This window comes from Caulobacter ginsengisoli (assembly GCF_030814835.1).
Taxonomy (GTDB): domain Bacteria; phylum Pseudomonadota; class Alphaproteobacteria; order Caulobacterales; family Caulobacteraceae; genus Caulobacter; species Caulobacter ginsengisoli.
The window spans coordinates 904,131-923,712 of the sequence record NZ_JAUSVS010000001.1; the positions used below are offsets into that span (position 1 = coordinate 904,131).

18 protein-coding genes are annotated in these 19,582 nt (G+C 69.3%); 10 read left to right on the top strand and 8 right to left on the bottom strand.

The window, feature by feature from the left end:
- Positions 1 to 104: 104 nt before the first annotated feature.
- Positions 105 to 1,103, top strand: a complete 999-nt coding sequence (locus QO010_RS04530) for an aldo/keto reductase (protein ID WP_307346519.1) — start codon at positions 105 to 107, stop codon at positions 1,101 to 1,103.
- A gap of 82 nt (positions 1,104 to 1,185) precedes the next feature.
- Here the strand turns inward: QO010_RS04530 and QO010_RS04535 are convergent, their stop codons facing one another.
- Together QO010_RS04535 and QO010_RS04540 are read right to left on the bottom strand one after the other, a co-directional pair.
- Positions 1,186 to 1,641 (bottom strand): hypothetical protein, encoded by a 456-nt coding sequence (locus tag QO010_RS04535; RefSeq protein ID WP_307346523.1) that lies wholly within the window; start codon positions 1,639 to 1,641, stop codon positions 1,186 to 1,188.
- A gap of 104 nt (positions 1,642 to 1,745) precedes the next feature.
- On the bottom strand, positions 1,746 to 3,032 hold the full coding sequence (locus tag QO010_RS04540) for a S8 family serine peptidase (protein WP_307346525.1): 1,287 nt from the start codon (positions 3,030 to 3,032) through the stop codon (positions 1,746 to 1,748).
- Between the two features lie 119 nt (positions 3,033 to 3,151).
- Between QO010_RS04540 and QO010_RS04545 the strand changes: the two genes are divergently transcribed.
- The 3 genes from QO010_RS04545 to QO010_RS04555 are packed head-to-tail and all read left to right on the top strand — an operon-like array spanning position 3,152 to position 4,701.
- Positions 3,152 to 3,682, top strand: coding sequence for a sigma-70 family RNA polymerase sigma factor (locus QO010_RS04545; RefSeq protein ID WP_307346528.1), 531 nt, complete (start codon positions 3,152 to 3,154; stop codon positions 3,680 to 3,682).
- 10 nt (positions 3,683 to 3,692) lie between these two features.
- Positions 3,693 to 4,415, top strand: a complete 723-nt coding sequence (locus tag QO010_RS04550; protein ID WP_307346531.1) for a hypothetical protein — start codon at positions 3,693 to 3,695, stop codon at positions 4,413 to 4,415.
- 40 nt (positions 4,416 to 4,455) lie between these two features.
- A complete protein-coding gene (locus QO010_RS04555; protein ID WP_307346534.1) occupies positions 4,456 to 4,701 on the top strand; it encodes a sulfurtransferase TusA family protein in 246 nt (81 codons plus the stop codon).
- Here the strand turns inward: QO010_RS04555 and QO010_RS04560 are convergent.
- Together QO010_RS04560 and QO010_RS04565 are read right to left on the bottom strand one after the other, a co-directional pair.
- On the bottom strand, positions 4,618 to 5,598 hold the full coding sequence (locus tag QO010_RS04560; protein WP_307346538.1) for a YihY/virulence factor BrkB family protein: 981 nt from the start codon (positions 5,596 to 5,598) through the stop codon (positions 4,618 to 4,620). The genes QO010_RS04555 and QO010_RS04560 overlap by 84 nt on opposite strands.
- 200 nt (positions 5,599 to 5,798) lie before the next feature.
- The gene (locus QO010_RS04565; RefSeq protein WP_307346541.1) at positions 5,799 to 6,341 is read right to left on the bottom strand and encodes a VOC family protein; all 543 of its coding nucleotides are present in this window, start codon (positions 6,339 to 6,341) and stop codon (positions 5,799 to 5,801) included.
- A 196-nt stretch (positions 6,342 to 6,537) separates the two neighbouring features.
- Between QO010_RS04565 and QO010_RS04570 the strand changes: the two genes are divergently transcribed.
- Positions 6,538 to 7,689, top strand: coding sequence for an integrase core domain-containing protein (locus tag QO010_RS04570; RefSeq protein ID WP_307347069.1), 1,152 nt, complete (start codon positions 6,538 to 6,540; stop codon positions 7,687 to 7,689).
- Positions 7,690 to 7,926: 237 nt separating this feature from the next.
- Here QO010_RS04570 and QO010_RS04575 read toward each other — a convergent pair whose 3' ends face one another.
- Positions 7,927 to 9,054 (bottom strand): CaiB/BaiF CoA transferase family protein, encoded by a 1,128-nt coding sequence (locus tag QO010_RS04575; RefSeq protein ID WP_307346544.1) that lies wholly within the window; start codon positions 9,052 to 9,054, stop codon positions 7,927 to 7,929.
- 136 nt (positions 9,055 to 9,190) lie between these two features.
- Between QO010_RS04575 and QO010_RS04580 the strand changes: the two genes are divergently transcribed.
- From QO010_RS04580 to QO010_RS04595, 4 genes are all read left to right on the top strand, one after another.
- The gene (locus QO010_RS04580) at positions 9,191 to 10,516 is read left to right on the top strand and encodes a diguanylate cyclase domain-containing protein (RefSeq protein ID WP_307346547.1); all 1,326 of its coding nucleotides are present in this window, start codon (positions 9,191 to 9,193) and stop codon (positions 10,514 to 10,516) included.
- A 4-nt stretch (positions 10,517 to 10,520) separates the two neighbouring features.
- A complete protein-coding gene (locus QO010_RS04585) occupies positions 10,521 to 11,165 on the top strand; it encodes a DsbA family oxidoreductase (protein WP_307346549.1) in 645 nt (214 codons plus the stop codon).
- Positions 11,166 to 11,252: 87 nt separating this feature from the next.
- Complete coding sequence (locus QO010_RS04590) at positions 11,253 to 11,759, top strand: CcdC protein domain-containing protein (RefSeq protein WP_307346552.1); 507 nt, start codon at positions 11,253 to 11,255, stop codon at positions 11,757 to 11,759.
- An 11-nt stretch (positions 11,760 to 11,770) separates the two neighbouring features.
- Positions 11,771 to 13,102: a hypothetical protein gene (locus QO010_RS04595; RefSeq protein WP_307346554.1), complete on the top strand. Its 1,332-nt coding sequence runs from the start codon at positions 11,771 to 11,773 to the stop codon at positions 13,100 to 13,102.
- A gap of 10 nt (positions 13,103 to 13,112) precedes the next feature.
- Here the strand turns inward: QO010_RS04595 and mfd are convergent, their stop codons facing one another.
- Genes mfd through QO010_RS04610 form a run of 3 tightly spaced genes read right to left on the bottom strand, consistent with a single transcriptional unit; the run spans position 13,113 to position 17,412 of the window.
- Positions 13,113 to 16,601, bottom strand: coding sequence for a transcription-repair coupling factor (gene mfd, locus QO010_RS04600; RefSeq protein ID WP_307346556.1), 3,489 nt, complete (start codon positions 16,599 to 16,601; stop codon positions 13,113 to 13,115).
- A complete protein-coding gene (locus QO010_RS04605; RefSeq protein ID WP_307346559.1) occupies positions 16,591 to 16,866 on the bottom strand; it encodes an FAD assembly factor SdhE in 276 nt (91 codons plus the stop codon). The genes mfd and QO010_RS04605 overlap by 11 nt, the downstream gene beginning before the upstream one ends.
- A gap of 48 nt (positions 16,867 to 16,914) precedes the next feature.
- Positions 16,915 to 17,412, bottom strand: a complete 498-nt coding sequence (locus QO010_RS04610; protein ID WP_307346562.1) for a DinB family protein — start codon at positions 17,410 to 17,412, stop codon at positions 16,915 to 16,917.
- Positions 17,413 to 17,493: 81 nt separating this feature from the next.
- On the opposite strand from QO010_RS04610, the gene recG reads away from it, so the two are divergent.
- Positions 17,494 to 19,569 (top strand): ATP-dependent DNA helicase RecG, encoded by a 2,076-nt coding sequence (recG, locus tag QO010_RS04615; RefSeq protein ID WP_307346564.1) that lies wholly within the window; start codon positions 17,494 to 17,496, stop codon positions 19,567 to 19,569.
- Positions 19,570 to 19,582 lie beyond the last annotated feature (13 nt).

The following is a 19,582-nucleotide window of genomic DNA, read 5'->3' on the forward strand; positions in this document are numbered from 1 at the left end:
CTAGGCGGGCCTCCGTGGCGGCGCCCAAGGAAAAACGGGCCGGCATCGACGGGGCGCCTCGGCCCCTGCTAGATCACCTCGCCATTCACGCCCGGAGCTCCCCCATGAAAACCCGCCATGTCGGCCCGTTCGAGGTCTCCGAGATCGGCCTGGGCTGTATGAGCCTCAGCCATGCCTACGGCCCGCCACCGCCGCGCGAGCAGGCCGAGCGGGTGCTCAAAGGGGCGCTGGACCGCGGCTACAGCTTCTTCGACACGGCGGCGGTCTATGGCCTGGGCCACAACGAGCGGCTGATTGGCGAGGTGCTGGGGGATCGGCGGGACGAGTTCGTGCTGGCCTCGAAATGCGGCATGACCGACGGCGAGACCCGCGACCTCAACGGCGCGCCCGAGCGGCTGAAGAAGACCTGCGACGAAAGCCTGGCCCGGCTGGGGGTCGATGTGATCGACCTCTACTACCTGCACCGCTGGGACAAGCGCGTGCCCATCGAGGACAGTGTCGGGGCGCTGGCCGACCTGGTGCAGGCGGGCAAGATCCGCGCCATCGGCCTGTCGGAAGTCTCGGCCGCCACCCTGCGCAGGGCCCATGCGGTCCATCCCATCGCCGCCCTGCAGACCGAATACTCGCCCTGGACCCGCAATCCGGAAGTGGCGGTGCTGGACGCCTGCCGCGAGCTGGGCGTGGCCTTCGTCGCCTTCTCGCCGGTGGGGCGGGGCTTCCTGGCCGGCGGCCTGCGCGACCTGGGCAAGCTGCAGCCGGGCGATTTCCGCGCCGGCATGCCCCGCTTCATCGGCGAGGCCTTCGAGGCCAATCTGAAGCTGCTCGACGCCTTCACGGACCTGGCGGGCGAGGCAGGCTGCACGCCGGCTCAGCTCTGCCTGGCCTGGCTGCTGCAGAAGGACCCGATCATCGTTCCCATCCCCGGCACCACCCGGCCCAAGCATATGTCGGAAAACGCCGGGGCCTCGGATGTCGTCCTGACGACCCAGGTCGTCGAACGGCTGGAGGCGCTGGTGAACGCCCGGACCGTCAGCGGTTCCCGCTATGCGCCGGCCATGCAGGCGACGGTCGACACCGAGGAACTGGTGCTTTCGGAAGCCTGACAGGGCGCCTGTTGCGCCAACATGGCGTCGGCGTTCGACCCGAGCGGCGGGTCGAACGCCTGAACGCGCCTACTGAAAGCGCCTATCGGGGAGTCGAGGCGCTGGCCGAGGCCGAGGCGTTGGCCGAGCCATCGCTGGTCGAGGCCGAGCCGGAGACCGAGCCGCTGGCCGAGGCCGACGGGGCCTTGCGGGAGACCGTGCCGGTGGCGGTGGCGGCCGCGCCCTGGGCGCGCTGTTCGGCGCCGGCCTTCAGAGCCGCTTCGCGCTTCTTGGCCGCGTCAGCTTCAGCCCTGGCCCGGGCCTTGGCGGCGCGGGCTTCGGCGCGGGCGGTGCGGGTCGCGCCACTGGTGTCGGGGGTGGTGACCTGGGCGCCGCCCATCACCGAGCCGGAGCCGGTCAGGCCGCCAGGGCCGCCGCCGACCGCGCCACCGACCGTTCCGGCCACGCTGCCGCCGCCGCCCAGGATCTGGGCCTGGGCGGGGGTCAGGGCCAGCAGGCCACAGATGGCGGTCGTGACGACAAGAGCTTGAATCTTCATGGCGAACTCTCCTTGCGATACGGGCGCGGTGGGGAGGCCGCGCCGTTGTGTCTGCAAGGAACAACGTTCCGCCGGGCCGGTTTCATCCGACCCCCTGGCGAAAATTAACCACCCGCGCGGAGATCCTCGCCGATGACCCCGTAGCCGTAGAGGGAATCGCGGCCGCGCTGGCCCAGGTCGCGGGCCTGCCGGGCCAGGGCGTCGACCGCCGCCCGGCCGCCGCCTCTGGAGAGCACCGCCAGGCGCCCGGCTACGATGGGCGCGGCATAGGAGGTGCCGCGCACCGGGCTCAGGCCCCCGCCGGGCCGGGCGGCCGTCAGGGCGTCGCCGGGGGCGGCGAAATCGACATGCAGGGCGCGGCTGGCCTCCGGCAGCACCCGGTCGCGGCGGTCGACGCCGGTGACGGCGATCACCTGGGGGTAGGAGGCGGGATAGAGCGGCGGGGCGGCTGGTCCGTCATTGCCCACGGCGGCGACGATCAGCACGCCGCGGGCGGCCAGCGACTGGATGACGGCGGCCACCGCGGCGTTGGGCGGCCCGACCAGGCTGACATTGATGACCTGGGCCCCGCTCTGCGACAGCCAGCCCAGCCCCTGGGCCACCGCCACGGCCGAGCCGCCGGTCGGGCCGGCGCCATAGACATCGGCGACCAGCAGGGCGGCCCCCGGCGCGGCGCTGCGCACGCCCCCGCCCCGGCCGGCCAGCAGCGAGGCGGTGGCGGTGCCGTGCGCGGCCGGCCTGACCCCACCGGGGGCGAAGCCGCGCTGGACGATGCTGAGGCCCGCCAAACAGGGATGACCGGCATCGACGCCGGTATCGATCAGCCCGATACGCACGCCCGCCGCCGAGGGACCCGGCGGCGGGGGACGGCCTGGCATCGTGGCCGGCGGTGGCGGTCCAACGCTGGGCGGGCGGGGCGAGGTGGCCTCGCCATAGATGTGGTCATAGTCATAGGTTCCGCCCGGATCGGCCCGCCGCAATCGCCGCAGGGCCTGGCGGGCGTTGGTCCCGGGGGGAATGGCCAGGGTGACGATGTCGACCTCGGTGCCGGCAACCGCCTCGCGCCGGGTGATCATGAAGCCGGCGGCCTGGGCGGCCTGCAGCGAGCCCGGGCTGGGCGAAATGGCGACCAGCTCGCCCCGCACCACCGCGCGGCCGAAGTCATCGACATCGATCTCACGGGGGTTGCGGCGGATCAGTTCCTGCTCGCGCCAGCGCCGCAGGTCGGTCAGGCGGTTGGGATTGAGCTGCTGCTGCACGCCGCTGACGGGCCTGTCGAGATCGCTGGGCAGTCCGCCCGGCAAACCGCTGGGCAGGCCGCCGGGAACGCTCGGCAGACTGGGCAGCTGAGCCCAGGCCGGGGCGTTCAGCAGCAGGCCCAGAACGACCACCAGCGCTGTCCGGATCGGGCGTCTAGGACCGCTTGGCATGACAACCTCGCCGAATTGGCGCCATCCTGGCGCTCCTGGAGTTTTTCGCCATCCTGGCGACGGGAATTGTTTTTCCAAGGATGAAACGGCTCAGGCCAGACGTTTCATCCCTCAAGACGAGGTGTGGCTTGGAGTTCGAGCAGGCGATCGTCGGTCTACTGCCACGGCTGCGCCGGTTCGCCCGAGCGCTGACCCGCAATATGGCGGACGCCGACGACCTGACCCAGATCGTGATCGAGCGCGCCCTGTCTCGCAGGGGCCAGTGGGCTCCGGGAACGCGACTGGACAGCTGGCTGATGCGGATCATGAAGAACGCCTGGATCGACGAGACCCGCTCAAGGGGTCGGCGCGGCCGTCTGTTCGCGGCGGAAGAGGCCGGAGAGCATGTCGCCGATCCGCTGGTGGCCCGTCCCGCCGACCGCGACGACGCCATGGCGGTGGAGCAGGCCATGGCCCGCCTGCCCGACGACCAGCGGCTGGCCGTGGTGCTGGTGCTGGTCGAGGGCCTGTCCTACGCCGAAGCCGCCGAGGTGCTGGAGATTCCGCCCGGCACCCTGACGAGCCGTCTGGTGCGGGGGCGCATGGCCCTGATGGCCGAGCTGGAACGCTGAGGAGAATGACATGACCATCTCCGACGACATCCTGATCCGCTACGCCGACGGCGAGGTTTCGGCCGACGACCGGCTGCTGGTCGAGGCGGCCCTGGCGGCCGATCCGGCCGTGGCGGCGCGTCTGGCGGCCCATCAAAGGCTGGCCGACAAGGTCAGGGCGGCCTTCGCCCCGGCGGCCGAGGCGCCCGTGCCGCAAGCTTTGCTGGACATGCTGAACAAGACCGACCCCCCAAGCGCCGATATTGGGTCCACTGTCGTGTCGCTTAACCAGTTCCGCAGCCGAAAGGTTCCCGCCCAGCCGCAATGGATGGCCTGGGCGGCGATGGCGGCCTGTCTGGTCATCGGTGTCACAGTCGGCGCGCGCCTTCCAGGCCCGGGCCTGGTCGACCGCCAGCAGAACGCCCGCGGAGCCCTGATGGCGGCGCTGGATGGCCAGCTGGCCTCGCAGCCGGCGCAGGGCGAGGCGGTGCGGGTCGGGGTCAGCTTCCGCAAGGCCGGCGGCGCGGTCTGCCGCACCTACACCGCCGACAGCTCGGCGGGCCTGGCCTGCCGCGACGGCGGCAAATGGAAGGTGATGGTGGCCGTGGCCCAGGCTCCGGCGACGTCCAGCGAGTTCCGCACGGCGGGCAGCGAGACGCCGCCGGCGGTGCTGGAAGCCATGGACAGCCTCATCGTCGGCGAGCCCCTCGACGCGGCCGGGGAGGCGGCGGCCAAGAAGGCTGGCTGGCGCTGACCGCTTGACAGTTCGGCGAGGGGGTGGCCTCCCCTCCCCCATGAGCCTGCCCGAAATCCTGGTCGACGCCCGTGGGCATCGCTGCCCGGTCCCGACCCTGCGGCTGCGGCGAGCGGCCGAGGCGGCGCCGGCGGGCGCGCGGATCCGGCTGCTGGCGGACGACCCGATGGCGCGGATCGACGTGCCGCATTTCGCTGGCCAGTCAGGGCTGCAGCTGGTCGAAATTCTCGATGTGGAGGCTGGGTTCAGTTTTCTGCTCGCCAAGCCCGCCCAGGACCTCGGGTGACATCTGCACCGGCGTGCGGCGGATATGCAGGGCCATCTCGACCTCGGTGGCCAGGGCCCCGCCGAAGAAGATGGCGTTGACGTTCCAGGACAGCCAGATCAGGAACACCACCACCGCGGTCAGCGAGCCATAGGTGGCCCCCAGATGGGCGATCTGGTCGACATAGACCGCGCAGGCCCAGGAAAACAGCAGCACCAGGGCCGCCGCCGCCGCCCCGCCGATGATCGAGGGCCGCCAGGCCACCGGCTCGCGCGACATGGCAAAGCGGTAGATCAGGGTCATGGCCAGGGTGACCCCCAGGCTGGTCCAGGTCCATTCGCTGTAGATCCAGGAGATGCCGGCCAGGGGCTTGAGGTCCAGGGTGGTGGCCAGCAGCCGGATGGTCAGGAACAGCGAGGAGCCCACCGCCACCATGACGAAGGCGGCCAGCAGCACGACCAGGGCCATGAAGTTGAAGCCGAAGAAGCCGCGCTGATTCTCCTCGTCATGGATGAAGGAGAGGCCGGCCAGCATGGCCTTGAAGCCCCGATGGGCGGCGTAGGAGCCGATGATCAGCGCAAACGCGCTCTGGAACGACACGGCCTGGAACGGGGCGTTGGCCAGCCGGATCAGTTCGTCCTCGAACAGGTGCTGGGCGCCGGGCGGCATGAGCTGGGTGAAACCCTCGACCCGGTTTGCCACCGAGCGGGGATCGCCGAACAGCTTGAACAGGCCCATGGCGATCTGCAGGCCCGGGAAGGCCGCCAGCATCACCCAGAAGGAAACGCCGCCGACATAGAGCATGACGTCCCGGCCCCACAGGCGCGACAGCGACTTGCCGGCCACGACCAGAATGTCGCGCGCCCAATGGGTGGGATCGAGATCGATATCCTGCCAGGGGGCCTTGTCTACGGACATCGGCGGACCCTGCCCGCCTAGGACCAGAAAGGCAACGGCGCGCCCCGGAGAACCGGAACGCGCCGCCAGGATGACCTTGCCTTCGTCCTGATGTGTCCGGCCGCCGCTTTCGAGGGACGGGAGAGCGCGGCGGCCATCCACGACGCCAATCTGCGATTCGTTCGCTGAACCCAGGCTGAACGGATATCGGCGCCTGATTGTCAGGCTTTCATCTGCGCCTTGCGGGCGGTCCAGTCGGCGATCTGCTGGCGGGCGGTGGCCGCCTCATCCGCCATCACCGCGTCATGGGCTTCGTCGCGGCAGGTGATCTCCAGGGCCAGGCCGTTGGGGTCGGCGAAATAGATCGAGTGGCAGAAGTGGTGGTTGATCGGCCCGAAACAGGGCACGCCGGCGGCGTTCAGTTTGTCCTGCCAGCCCTTCAGCTGGTCCATGGACGCGGTCTCCATGGCGAAATGCAGGTCCAGCCCGTCCTTGATGGCGAACCTGTCCTCGGTCGCGCCCTTGGGCACGTCGAAGAAGGCGATGTACCGTCCATCGTTCAGCTCGAAGAACAGATGCATGAACGGGTTGGCGCGGCTGGTAGCCCCGCCCGGTTCGATGATCAGGGCGGCGGCCAGCGGGAAACCCAGCACGTCCTCGTAGAAGGCGCGGGTCTCCTCGGCGTCGCGGCAGCGGAAGGCGGAATGGTGGATGCCGCTCAGCTTGAGGGCCGTATCGGCGGCGATGGCGGTGTGGGCGTTCATGACGGTTCCTCCCGGACGCGCTCTTTGGCAGAAAGAATAGGCCGCTGACGGCGGACGTCCAGTTCAACTCCTCACCCGTAGGGGGAGGACGACCGCGCCTGTGCAGCCTCGATAGAGTGGTGACAGAACAGCCCGGATAGATGGGTGACAGTGCCCTCCGATCTGGAGGGTTGGTCTGATGCCATGGGTTGAGGCGATGGATCAGCGGCTGCGGTTCGTGGCGGACTGTCTTGCTGGGCAAGAGACGATAGTCGATGTCTGCGCGCGCTACGGGATCAGTCGCAAGACGGGTTACAAGTGGCTTGGTCGGTATGAGGCGCAGGGCGGCGCTGGGCTTGCCGAGCGGTCACATGCGCCGTTGGCGCACGGGACCAGGACTGACCAGGCCTTGGTGGATGCGCTGTTGCAGCTGAAGGCGGCGCGGCCGAAGTGGGGTCCCCGCAAGCTGATCGGTCGGCTGAAGCTGGACCATCCGCAGCTTGCCTGGCCATCGGCCTCGACGGCGGGGGGTTATCTCAAGCAGGCCGGGTTGGTTGGGATGCGGCATCGCCGTTACCGCGCCCAGCCGACACCGGGCGGCCTGACGATGCCGGCGGGCCCCAACGACGTCTGGGCGGTGGACTACAAGGGCTGGATGATGCTGGGTGACGGTCGGCGCTGTGAGCCGCTGACCATCACCGATCTGTTCAGCCGATACTTGGTGACACTGTCGGCGGGCGGCAGTGTGCGGGGGCAGGAGGCGCGCCCCTGGTTCGAGGAAGCCTTCGAGATCAATGGCCTGCCGCTGGTCATCCGATCCGACAATGGCTCGCCGTTCGCCTCCACCGGGATCACCGGGCTGACCAGTCTGAGCGCCTGGTGGATCAGTCTGGGCATCCGACCCGAGCGGATCACCCCTGGCCGTCCCCAGCAGAACGGCTCGCACGAGCGCTTCCACCTGACCCTGCTGGAAGCGATGAACCCGCCGGCCGCCAATCGCAACCAGCAGGCCAAACGGTTCGACGCCTTCCGCGAGGACTTCAATACCTATCGGCCCCACGAAGCCCTTGGCCAGATCCCGCCGAGCCAGCTCTACAAAGCTTCGCCCAGGAAGTTCTCTGGCCAGCCGCCAGACCCTAAGTATCCGGACGGCGCCACGCTTCGACAGGTCCGCACGACCGGCGAGATCAAATGGCGAGGCGAGCTGGTCCAGATATCCAAGGCCCTCAAGGGACAGACCCTGCTTCTGGAAGAAAACAACCAGGGCGGCTGGATGATCATCTTCTATGACTATCCCCTCGGCGTCATAGACCGCGCCACCAATCGTCTGGAGCCCTTAAGCGACCCCAACGACGACCAGAATCTGTAACCTATCCATCCGGTCTGTTCTGTTACCTATCAATCCCGCTGGACACGCCAGAGCGCGGTCCGGAGGGGGTGTTTGGGCAAGGGCGCCCTGGTTTCCGCAGGTCCTCAGGCGTCATGCAACCCGCCCGTTCGAGGCCGGATAGCCCCAGCCTCTGCCCCAACACCCCCACCTGGCCGGCCACGGGCGCGCTGCTAGCGCGCCTCGGGCGGGCCGTCCGCCCCCTACGGAGGCGGAGTGCTAGATGCCGCCGGCCGCCGTCAGCGCTTCGATATCGGCGGCGCTGAAGCCCCACTCGCTGAGGGCCTCGGCGTTGTGGGCGCCGATCTTCGGCGGCGGGCCCTGGATTTCGCCGGGCGTGGCCGAGAAGCGCGGCGCGGGGGCCGGCTGTACGACGCCTTCGACGGTCACGAAGGTCTGGCGGGCGACGTTGTGCGGATGCCTGGGGGCCTCGTCGAGATCGAGGATCGGCGCGAAGCAGACGTCGGTGGCGTCCATGATCTCGCACCACTCAGCCTGGGTCTTGCCCAGAATCGCTTTCGCCAGCTTGGCCTTCAGCGAGGGCCAGTGATCGCGGCTCATCTGATTGCTGAACTCGGGATCGGTAATCCCAGTTTTTTCAAGCAGTAGCGCGTAGAACTGTGGCTCGATCGAACCGATGGAAATCCATTTGCCGTCGGCGCACTGATAGGTGTCGTAGAAGTGGGCCCCGCCGTCGAGCAGGTTGGAGCGGCGCGTCTCCTGCCAGATGCCCGCGCCCTTGAAGCCGTAGAACATGGCCATCAGGGAGGCGGCGCCATCGCTCATGGCGCAGTCGATGACCTGGCCCTGGCCGGTCTGGCGGGCGCTGATCACCCCGGCCAGCAGCCCGAAGGCCAGATAGAGGGCCCCGCCCCCGAAATCGCCGACCAGGTTGAGCGGCGGCACCGGCTTGTCGTCGGTGCCGATGGCGTGCAGGGCGCCGGTGATGGCGATGTAGTTCATGTCGTGGCCGGCGGCCTTGGCGTAGGGCCCGAACTGGCCCCAGCCGGTCATGCGGCCGAACACCAGGCGGGGATTGCGCGCCAGGGCGACGTCCGGCCCCAGCCCCAGCCGCTCCATGACGCCGGGCCGGAAGCCCTCGATGATGGCGTCGGCCTCTTCCATCAGCTTCAGGCAGGCCTCGATGGCGGCCGGCTGCTTGAGATCCAGGGCCACCGAGCGGCGGCCGCGGCTGGTGACGTCGGCGGGCGAGGCCCGGCCCGGACCCTTGCGGTCGATGCGCACCACGTCCGCGCCCAGGTCCGACAGCAGCATGCCGCAGAACGGCCCCGGCCCGATGCCGGCGAATTCCAGGACCTTCAGTCCCGACAGCGGCCCTTTGCCCATGCTCTCAACTCCCAAATCGCTTTGACCTCGATCTAGAGGCCGTGACGCATGGTCACGCAAGCGCGGTATGATCCGCCGCTATCGCCTTGCCCCGCCTGTAGTTATTGTGGCGACTTGCGAATCTTGCGGGGACACTTTGTCAATCAACGCCCGGATCCTGATTGTCGCGCGTGACGACGCGTTGGCCGGGCCATTGGCCGAGGGACTGGACCGCCTGGGCTGGCGGACGATCACCGCCCGGGGCCCCTTCGCGGCCATCGCGGCGCTGGGCGATCTGCAGATCGAGGCGGTCATCGTCGACGTCGCCAGCGGCGGCCAGGACAGCCTGACCCTGGCCCGCCGGATGAAGGCGGCCTGCGCCCCGCGCCGCCTGCCGGTCATCGCCATCGCCGACCCCAGCCCCGAGATCGAGGGCCACGGCTTCGACCTGACCCTCGCCCCGCCATTGCACCCGTCACAGGCGGTGCTGCGGCTGGAATCCCTGGTCCGCATGGCCATCGCCGAGGAAGAGTTCGAGCTGCGCCTGGAGACCTTCGCCGAGCGCGGCCGGCGGCTGGACCTGCCCGAGAACCCGCCCGGCCCCGTGCGGGTGCTGGCCATCGGCGAGCCGGCCCCGCAGTTCCTGGCGCTCTCCAACGCCCTGTCCCGCAGCGGCGCCGAGGTGGTTGGCGCCTTCACCGCCTTCACCGCCTTCGACTACCTGCATGAGCGACCGTTCGACGCCGTGGTGCTGTGGGCGGGCGACAACCAGGCCGAGGCCCTCTCCATCGCCGCCGGCATGCGGCGCAACACCCGCCTCTATCATATCCCGGCCATGCTCTATCTCGAGGCCGACAGCTATGTGACGACCTCCGAGGCCTTCCATCGCGGGGTGTCCGACGTCGCCTCGCCCGAGACGCCGGAAACCGAGACCGCCAAGCGGGTCATCGAGCTGGCCCGCAGCTATCGCCGCCAGAACAGCATCCGCAAGGCGCTGGAAAAGGCCCGCAGCTCGGGCCTGATGGACGCGGCCACCGGCCTCTTCACCCGCGACCTCTTCGCCGCCCATCTGGTGCGGCTGGCCCAGGCCTCCAAGGTGCGCAACCGGCCGATCTCGGTCTGCGTGCTGCGGGTGTCCGAGCGGCCGGAAGTGGCCAAGGCGCGGGCCGGCGGCTGGCTGGACCGGGCCATCCCGCAGATCGGCTCGATGATCGGCCGGCTGGTCAGGGCCGAGGACACCGGCGCCCGGCTGGGTCCGGAAGTCTTCGCCCTCGCCCTCCCCGCCACGGGCCTGGCCGCCGGGCGCGCGGCCGCCGAGCGGATCGCTGCGGTCATCGCCTGCACCGCCTTCGACGCCGGCGACGACAAGCCGCCCTTCGTGGTGGAATTCGATATCGGCGTGGCGCAGATTGAGCCGGGCGAAGGCGCCGCGCGGGCGCTTGAACGGGCGGCCAGCCGGGCCCTGCAGCGAGAAGCGAGTTAGGAAAATGACCCAGGCGCTGAAAATCGACTTCATCGCCGACGTGGTCTGCCCCTGGTGCTACATCGGCCTGCGTCGCCTGGAGAAGGCCCTGGCCCAGCGCCCCGACGTCCAGGCCGAGATCGTCTGGCGCCCCTACCAGCTGGATCCCACCATCCCCGAGGAAGGCGTCGACCGCGCCGCCTACATGGCCCGCAAGTTCAGCGACCCCGAACGCCGCGCCGAGATGGCGAAGGTGCTGGCCGGCGAGGCCGCCCAGGACGGCCTCGACCTGAAGCTGGCCGACATTCCCGTCTCGCCCAACACCAACGCCGCCCACCGGCTGATCCGCTGGGCTCAGGCCCAGGGTCTGCAACAGCCGGTGCTGGAAGCGGTGCTGAAGGCCTATTTCACCGACCTGCGCGACATCGGCGACCCGGTGGTGCTGGCGGACATCGCCGAGGCGGCCGGCATGGACCGGCTGGACGTGCTGCAGAAGCTCTCCGAAGGCGTCGACAAGGACCAGGTCGCCCACGACCACGGCATGGCCATCGAGGCCGGCGTCACGGGCGTGCCTTTCACCATCTTCGCCGGCAAGTTCGCGGTGGTCGGGGCGCAGTCGCCCGAGCGGCTGCTCAAGGCCATCGACAAGGCGATGGAAACAGCCGCCTGAGCCCTGCATCCGATTAGAGGGTTGGCGGCGACTAAGGGCTAATTCTGTTCTCCGAGGGGGCGTCCCGTGGCTATTGATCCCAAACTCATGCCTTACCTGATCGGCCTGCCGATCATGGCGCTCGTGCTGTTCTTCCGCTTCCGCCGGGTCGGCCAGGACCGGCCGCTGAAGGTCGAATGGATGTGGATCGTGCCGACCATCATGATCGTCATGGCCGGCCTCCTCACCTGGGTGACCAAGCCGGCCGGTCAGCAGTGGCTGTGGCTGGCCAGCGCCGCCGTCGTGGGCGGGGCGATCGGCTGGTATCGCGGCAAGCTGATGGCCATCACCGTGGACCCCGAAACCCACGCCCTGACCAGCCGCACCTCGCAGCTGGCCATGCTGTTCCTGCTGGCCCTGATCGCCGTCCGCTTTGGCCTGCGCGCGGTGATCGACGAATACGCCGCCCAGTGGCACGTCAGCATCAACCTGGTCAGCGACGCCTTCGTGGTGTTCGCGGTCGGCCTGCTGGGCGTGACGCGGCTGGAGATGTTCCTGCGGGCGATGAAACTGCTGGCTGAGGCGCGAAGCCAGCGGCCCAGTTCGGCCGCCTAGGGAACAACCGGATGGATTTCAGGGGGGTTCTGGTTATCGCCGCCGTCGTGCTGGGCGCATCCGCGCCAGCGCCGAAGTTGCCACGGGGGGTAGTCTCCGCCCCGACGGAGCAGCAGATTCTGGCCGCCTACCCGCCTGCGGCGCGAGCCGCCAATATCGCCGGATTTGCGGAAATCACCTGTACGGTCAACGCTGGAAAGCCGGGCCACGTCTCTGCTTGCCGCGTCGTCAGGGAATCCCCAGAAGGCATGGATTTTGGGAAGTGGGCGGTCCGCCTGGCCGAGGCGCGTCTTCTCATGGCGCCCGCGGATGATCCCCAGCAGTGGCGAAGCGTCCGGGTGGCTGTTCAGTGGTCGCCGGCTTCGGCGGGATCGGGCCTCTCGGCGAGCATCGCCATCGGCCAGCCCCGCCCGGCGGAGACGCCGGTTGTTTCGATTGTCCCCAGACCCCCCGGCGCCCCATCCCCGCCGCCCAGCCCGCCTGATGATGACCGGGCCAGGACCGTCGGCCCCTGCGCGTGGGCCTCGATAGGTCCCGAGGGACAGGCGGAGTTCATCCAGGAAGCCGCAGCCCGCGAACCGGATTTCGGCGCCGTGATCGCTGTTCATGCCGACTGGCGCGATGCTCTGGAGCGTTGCGATCCCGCTCTGCTGGATGACCGCGAAGAGCGGGTCCTCTGGATCATCGAGACCTACGCCAAGCAGCAGGCCTATCTGGCCCTCCTTGCTCCCTACGGCCTGGACGCCGCGAAAATAGATTTCGTGGCGGCCCGGGCGCCGATCGCCACCAGGGCCGCCAGCTACCTCGGCCTCGTCGATGGTCTAGAGAAGCCGGAGGCCATCTGGGACCCGGTGTTCAAGCCGCTGGGACTCTCAACGCCCCCAAATTGGCCGACCGCAAGCCCGCAGATGCTTGTGGTCGCCTATCTGAAAACGGCGCACATCTATGAAGGTGTCGTGCAAAATCTCGACCCCGCCGCGCGCGAATATCGCAGCCGGTCCATCCGGATGGACTTTCGTGAGGAGCTTTACTCAGCGCCTATCGCCGCCCCGATCTGGCGGCGGCAACCGACCCCAGAAGAACTGGCTCAATCATTTCCGCCGACGGCAATCAGGAAGAACAGCTCGGCCACCGCCGTCTATGATTGCCGCGTGACGGCGAAAGGAAGCATGCAGGCCTGCATCCAGCGGTCGGCTTCAAAGAACAATCCGTGGCGCGACGGCCTCGATGAACTGGATTTGGTCGAGAACTGCTTCGCCGTGGCGGCCCTGGACGCCGATGGCAAGCCGGTGGACGGCCGGACCGTGCGGGTTACCGTCGTCTGGCCAGCCAACCCGAAATAGCCTTCCGCGGCTAGCCTTTCGCCAGCTTCGCCAACTGCGTCAGGATCCGCTCCGCCGCGTCCAGCCGCGCCTTGGGCGTCTCCCATTCGCCCTTGATCACCACCTTCTGGTCGGGGCGCACGCGCCAGACCGCCTGGTTGCGCTGGACGAACTGCACAAGCCCCATCGGGTTGGCGAAGGTGTCGCCCCGGAAGGCGGCGACGGCCCCCTTGGGCCCGACATCGATCTTGGCGACATTGGCTTCGCGGCAGAGGCCCTTGATGGCCACGACCTTCAAAAGCTGGCCGGCCTCGGGCGGCAGCGGGCCGAAGCGGTCGATCAGTTCGGCGGCCAGGGCCTCGCGGTCCTCGGCCTTTTCGGCGTCGGAGAGGCGGCGGTAGAGGGCCAGGCGGACGGTCAGGTCCGGGACATAGTCCTCGGGGATCAGCACGGCGGCGCCGGTGTTGATCTGGGGCGACCAGCCCCGATCGGACAGGATCTCCTCGGCGCCCTTGGCCTTCAGCTCGGCGACGGCGTCCTCCAGCATCTGCTGGTAGAGCTCGACACCGATCTCCTTGATATGGCCCGACTGCTCGTCGCCCAGCAGGTTGCCGCCGCCCCGGATGTCGAGGTCGTGGCTGGCCAGCTGGAAGCCGGCGCCCAGGCTGTCGAGCGACTGCAGCACCTTCAGCCGCTTCTCGGCCGACAGGGTCAGCTGCTTGTCGGCCGGGGTGGTCATGTAGGCATAGGCCCGCGCCTTGGCCCGGCCCACCCGGCCGCGCAGCTGGTAGAGCTGCGAGAGGCCGAACATGTCGGCGCGATGGATGATCAGGGTGTTGGCCGTGGGGATGTCCAGGCCGCTCTCGACGATGGTGGTCGACAGCAGCACGTCGTAACTGCCCTCATAGAAGGCGCTCATCACCTCCTCGAGCTGGGTGGGCGACATCTGGCCGTGGCCAACGACGAACTTCACCTCGGGCACCTGTTCGCGCAGGAACCGCTCCAGGTCCGGCAGGTCCTTGATGCGCGGGGCGACGAAATAGGCCTGGCCGCCGCGATACTTCTCGCGCAGCAGGGCCTCGCGCAGGGTCACCGGATCCCAGGCGGTGATGTAGGTGCGCACCGCCAGGCGGTCGACCGGCGGGGTGGCGATGATCGACATCTCGCGGATGCCCGACAGCGCCATTTGAAGCGTACGAGGAATGGGGGTTGCAGTGAGCGTCAGCATATGGACGTCGGCCCGCAGCTCCTTGAGCTTTTCCTTATGCTTGACCCCGAAATGCTGCTCCTCGTCGACGATGACCAGGCCCAGGTCCTTGAAGCTGACCAGCTTGGAGAGCACCGCGTGGGTGCCCACCACGATCTCGAACTCGCCATTGGCCAGGCCCTCGCGGGTCTCGTTGGCCTCGGCGGTGGGGACCAGGCGTGAGAGGCGCTTGACCTTGATCGGCCAGCCCTGGAAGCGCTCGGAGAAGGTCTTGTAGTGCTGGCGGGCCAGCAGGGTGGTGGGACAGACCACCGCCACCTGCTTGCCGCTCATGGCCATGACGAAGGCGGCGCGCAGGGCGACCTCGGTCTTGCCGAACCCAACATCGCCGCAGATCAGCCGGTCCATCGGCCGGCCGCTGGCCAGGTCCGTCAGCACATCGGCGATGGCGTTGAGCTGGTCGTCGGTCTCTTCATAGGGGAAACGGGCGCAGAACTCGTCGAACAGGCCGTGCGGCGGATCGGTCTCCTCGGTCTCCTTGATGGCCCGGGCGGCGGCGATGGCGATCAGGCCCTCGGCCATGACCCGCAGTCGCTCCTTGGCCTTGGACTTGCGCGACTGCCAGGCGGCGCCGCCCAGGCGGTCGAGCTGCACGCCCTCGGACTCGGCGCCGTAGCGGGTCAGAAGGTCGATGTTCTCGACCGGCAAGTAGAGCTTGGCCTCGCCGCCGTAGTGCAGCTCCAGGCAGTCGTGCGGGGCTTCCTGCACTTCCAGGGTCTTCAGGCCCGCATAGCGGCCGATGCCGTGGTCGATGTGGACGACCAGGTCGCCGGGGCTGAGGGCCGAAGCCTCGGCCAGGAAGTTGGCGGCCCGGCGCTTCTTACGCGGGCGGGCCAGGCGGTCGCCCAGGATGTCGGTCTCGGAGATGACCGCCAGATTGTCGGTCTCGAAGCCGCTCTCCAGGGGCAGGATAACCCGCTGCGGGGTTCTGGGATCGGCGGCCTTGGCCTGGCTCCAGTCGGAGGCGAAGGGCACGCGCTTGAGCCCATGGTCGGCCAGCATGGTGCCCAGCCGCTCTGACGAGCCCTCGGTCCAGGAGGCGAACAGCACGCGTTTTCCGTTGGCCGCCAAGGCGGCCGCGTGGGTTGCAGTGGCTTCGAACAGATTGACACTGTCCTGCGCCCGCTCGGCGACAAAGGTGCGGCCCAGCCGCGCGCCCATGTCGACCACCGCCGCGCCCTCGTGCTGGAAGGGGGTGAACCAGCGGTTGGCGCGCTCGCCGATGGCGCCCTGCCACTGCTCGGCAGTGAGATAGAGGGAGTTCGGCGGCAACGGCCGGTAGGCGGCCTTGCGATCGGCGCTGGCCCGGGCGTCGTAGGCGTCCTCGACCATGGCCAGGCGCTCGTTGACGGCCTCCAGCGCCAGGTGATCGACCCCGATCAGGGCGTCCTTGGGCAGGTAGTCGAATAGCGTCTCGAGCTGGGGATAGAACAGGGCCAGCCAGTGCTCGAGCCCGGCGCGCCGTCCGCCGGCGCTGACCGCGTCATAGAGGGCGTCCTCGCCCGGCGCGCCGAACTCGGCGACATAGCCGCGGCGGAAGCGGGCGATGCTGTCCTTGTCCAGCAGCGCCTCGCTGACCGGCAGCAGGTCGATGGACTGAAGTTGCCGGGTCGAGCGCTGGGTCTCGGGATCGAAGGCGCGGATGGATTCCAGGGTGTCGCCGAACAGGTCCAGCCGCACCGGCTCGGCGGCGGCGGGCGGGAAGACGTCGATCACGCCGCCCCGGATGGCGAACTCGCCGCGCTCGGAGACGGTGGAGGCGCGGGCATAGCCGTTGACGGCGAAATAGCGCTCCAGGTCGGCGATCTGCACGTCCTGGCCGGGCCTGGCGCTGAAGCCAGACTGCAGCACAGCCTCGCGCGGCGGGACCTTCTGGATGGCGGCCGGCCCGGCGGTGACCAGCAGTTTGGGCTTGCTGGCGTCCAGGCCCTTGGCCAGCCGCGACAGCGTCGCCATGCGCTGGGCGGCGATGGCCGGCGACGGCCCGATGCGGTCGTACGGCAGGCAGTCCCAGGACGGAAACTCCAGCACCTCGACCTGCGGCTGGAAGAAGGTCAGGGCGGCGGCGAAGGCCTGGGCCCGGGCGCCGTCGCGGGCGATGAAGACCGCGAGGCCGCCGCGCGCGCGCAGGATGTCGCTCATCACCAGGGCGTCGAAGCCCTCCGGCGCGCCGGTCAGCTCCAGGCGGCCGCCATCGCCGGCGACCTGCTTGAGGTCCGCGCGGCTGGGTCCAGCACTGCCGTCAGGCGCCATCTTGGTCTCGGGACTTGTGGGGCTGGAAGGCCTTGAGGAGAGTCATGATCTCGCCGTCAAACTCCGGCGGCGGGTCATTGGCTCCCACGATCCAGCCGTAGAGGTCGGGATCGGGGACTTCGAGCATCCGTTCGAAGACGCTCATCTGCGCGTCGGTGAAATCCGGGCAATAGGCATCCGCGAACGGGCCCAAAATCAGGTCCGCTTCCCGAAATCCCCGATGCCAGGCGCGATACCTGGCCCTCTTCTGCCTCACGTCATCCATGCCGAGCGGCGGGATATAGGCGCTGGCGGGGCCGGCGCAAAGCCCTGATCAGGGCGTCAGCAACATCAGATCGGTATCGGCGGGCCTGGCCCCGGCGGCGGTCAGCAGGGCATGGGCCTGGCCGCGATGGTGGGTCTGGTGATTGAAGAGGTGGGCGACCAGTTGCCACATCGGCCGGGTCAGCTCGCGCCCCGCGGCGCCGGAAAACCAGGTGAGGTCCTGGGCCAGCCGCTCCTCGGTCAGGCCGGCAGCCCAGGCGGCGATCCCGGCGTCGACCCGGATGCGGGCGGCGCGCAGGTCGCTCCAGTCGGCGCATATCTCGGTCGATCCGGCGATGGATACGGCCGGCTTTTCCCAGCCGTCGAAACGGCTCATCCAGATCTGGTCGCCCCAGAGCAGATGGTTGAGCGTGCCCTGGATCGAGCCGAAGAAGGCGCCGCGATCCGCCAGACGGTCGGCGGGCGTCAGGGTCTCGGCGGCGTCGTAGAGGCTGGCGTTCTGCCAGCTGTTGTAGGTCGCCATCAGGCGGGCGAGATCGGGTGTCATGGTCGGGAATATCGCCGCCGCCCCGCCCGTCGCCTAGCTTGATTGAATCGATCAAGCCCGGTTTGGCGCTATGGTTCGCCCATGCGCCCCGAGATTCTCTTCCCGCTGTTCGCGCCGGCGACCTCGCTGAAAGGCGTGGGGCCCAAGGTCGCGCCGGCGCTGGAGAAGGTGGCCGGGCCGCTGGTGCGCGATGTCGCCCTGCTCGCCCCCACCGCCCTGGTGCATCGCGAGCCGACCACCGTCGAACGGGCCCGCGAGGGCGAGACCGGCACCTTCATCGTCACCATCGAGTCGCACCAGAAGCCGCGCGGCGCCCAGCCCTGGAAGATCCGCACTTTCGACGAGACCGGCTTCCTCTCCCTGATCTGGTTCAAGGGCCATGGCGAGCATCTGGAGCGCAGCAACCCGGTCGGCGCGCGGCGGGCGGTCAGCGGCAAGGTCGAGCGGTTCAACCATATCGAATGGCAGATGGCCCATCCCGACTACATCCTGGATGCGGCCCGGGTCGGTGAAATCCCTCGCATCGAGACCGTCTATCCGGCCACGGCGGGCCTGGCCTCGCGCACCATCCGCAAGCTGGCCCTGGAGGCCCTCAGCCGTGCCCCCGACCTGCCCGAATGGCAGGACCCCGCCTGGCTGGCCCGCGAGCAGTGGCCGTCCTGGCGCCAGGCCATGGAGGCGCTGCACAACCCGGTCTCCGACGCCGACCTGTCGCCCCTGGCCCGGCCAAGGCGGCGGCTGGCCTATGACGAACTGCTGGCCCACCAGCTGGCCCTGGCCCAGCGCAAGGCGGCGCGGCGCTCGACGCCCGGGCCGATCATCCCGGCGGGCGTGCTGGCCGACAAGGTCCAGGCCGCCCTGCCCTACAGGCTCACCGGCGCCCAGATCCGCAGCCTGGCGGAGGTGCGCGGCGATCTGCTCAGCGGCGAGCGGATGAGCCGGCTGCTGCAGGGGGACGTGGGCGCCGGCAAGACGGTGGTGGCCATGCTGGCCATGGCCGATGTCGCCGAGGCCGGCTTCCAGAGCGTGCTGATGGCCCCGACCGAGATCCTGGCCCGCCAGCACTACGAGACCATCGCCCAACCCCTGGCCGACCAGGGCATCCGGGTGATCATGCTCACGGGCCGCGACAAGGGCGGCCCCCGGGCCGAGAAGCTGGTCGCCCTGGCCGATGGCAGCGCGGCCGTGGCGGTCGGCACCCATGCGCTGTTCCAGGATGACGTCGAGTTCCACCGCCTGGCCCTGGCGGTGGTCGACGAGCAACACCGCTTCGGGGTCTCCGAGCGCAAGCGGCTGCAGGACAAGGGCGAGGGTGTGCACCTGATGGCCATGTCGGCCACCCCGATCCCCCGCACCCTGGAACTGACGGTGTTCGGCGATCTCGACGTCTCCCGCATCGACGAAAAGCCGCCGGGCCGCACGCCGGTCGCCACCCGGGCGGTCCCGATGCCGCGCCTGCCCGAGATCGTCGAGCGGCTGCGCCAGGCGGTGAAGGCCGGGGCGCAGGCCTTCTGGATCTGCCCGATGATCACCGACAATGAGATGGCCGACCTCGCCGCCGCCGAGAAACGGCTGGGCGAGCTGCGCCGGGCCCTCGGCCCCGCCGCCGTCGGCATGGTGCACGGCAAGCTGGGCGCCTCGGAAAAGGACGCGGTGATGGCCGAGTTCGCCGAGGGCCGCCTGCCGGTGCTGGTCGCCACCACCGTGGTCGAGGTCGGGGTCAATGTGCCCAACGCCACCATCATGGTCATCGAGCAGGCCGAGCGGTTCGGCCTGGCCCAGCTGCACCAGCTGCGCGGCCGGGTCGGCCGGGGGCGGCGGGAGAGCGCCTGCGTGCTGCTCTACGACCCGCCGCTCAGCAAGATCGCCGAGCAGCGGCTGGACATCCTGCGCCGCACCGACGACGGCTTCGTCATCGCCGAGAAGGACCTGGAACTGCGCGGCGGCGGCGATCCGCTGGGCCTGCGCCAGAGCGGCTTTCCAGACTATCGGCTGGTCGATCCGGCGGCGCACCGCGACCTGATCGCCGTGGCCGCCGACGACGCGCGGCTAGTCCTGGCCAGGGACCCCCATCTGAAGAGCCCGCGCGGCAAGGCGCTGACCGTCCTGCAGGAATTGTTCGACTGGCGGCCGGCGGGTTTGACTGACGCGGGGTGAGGGTCCTCAATCC

Excerpts from the sequence above, each read along its gene's own strand:
- QO010_RS04530 (WP_307346519.1), top strand. The coding sequence starts at position 105 with ATGAAAACCCGCCATGTCGGCCCGTTCGAGGTCTCCGAGATCGGCCTG.
- recG (WP_307346564.1), top strand. The coding sequence starts at position 17,494 with ATGCGCCCCGAGATTCTCTTCCCGCTGTTCGCGCCGGCGACCTCGCTG.
- QO010_RS04555 (WP_307346534.1), top strand. The coding sequence starts at position 4,456 with ATGAGCCTGCCCGAAATCCTGGTCGACGCCCGTGGGCATCGCTGCCCG.
- QO010_RS04585 (WP_307346549.1), top strand. The coding sequence starts at position 10,521 with ATGACCCAGGCGCTGAAAATCGACTTCATCGCCGACGTGGTCTGCCCC.
- QO010_RS04595 (WP_307346554.1), top strand. The coding sequence starts at position 11,771 with ATGGATTTCAGGGGGGTTCTGGTTATCGCCGCCGTCGTGCTGGGCGCA.
- QO010_RS04610 (WP_307346562.1), bottom strand. The coding sequence starts at position 17,412 with ATGACACCCGATCTCGCCCGCCTGATGGCGACCTACAACAGCTGGCAG.
- QO010_RS04550 (WP_307346531.1), top strand. The coding sequence starts at position 3,693 with ATGACCATCTCCGACGACATCCTGATCCGCTACGCCGACGGCGAGGTT.
- QO010_RS04605 (WP_307346559.1), bottom strand. The coding sequence starts at position 16,866 with ATGGATGACGTGAGGCAGAAGAGGGCCAGGTATCGCGCCTGGCATCGG.
- mfd (WP_307346556.1), bottom strand. The coding sequence starts at position 16,601 with ATGGCGCCTGACGGCAGTGCTGGACCCAGCCGCGCGGACCTCAAGCAG.
- QO010_RS04565 (WP_307346541.1), bottom strand. The coding sequence starts at position 6,341 with ATGAACGCCCACACCGCCATCGCCGCCGATACGGCCCTCAAGCTGAGC.
- QO010_RS04575 (WP_307346544.1), bottom strand. The coding sequence starts at position 9,054 with ATGGGCAAAGGGCCGCTGTCGGGACTGAAGGTCCTGGAATTCGCCGGC.
- QO010_RS04545 (WP_307346528.1), top strand. The coding sequence starts at position 3,152 with ATGAAACGGCTCAGGCCAGACGTTTCATCCCTCAAGACGAGGTGTGGC.
- QO010_RS04590 (WP_307346552.1), top strand. The coding sequence starts at position 11,253 with ATGCCTTACCTGATCGGCCTGCCGATCATGGCGCTCGTGCTGTTCTTC.
- QO010_RS04560 (WP_307346538.1), bottom strand. The coding sequence starts at position 5,598 with ATGTCCGTAGACAAGGCCCCCTGGCAGGATATCGATCTCGATCCCACC.
- QO010_RS04570 (WP_307347069.1), top strand. The coding sequence starts at position 6,538 with ATGGATCAGCGGCTGCGGTTCGTGGCGGACTGTCTTGCTGGGCAAGAG.
- QO010_RS04535 (WP_307346523.1), bottom strand. The coding sequence starts at position 1,641 with ATGAAGATTCAAGCTCTTGTCGTCACGACCGCCATCTGTGGCCTGCTG.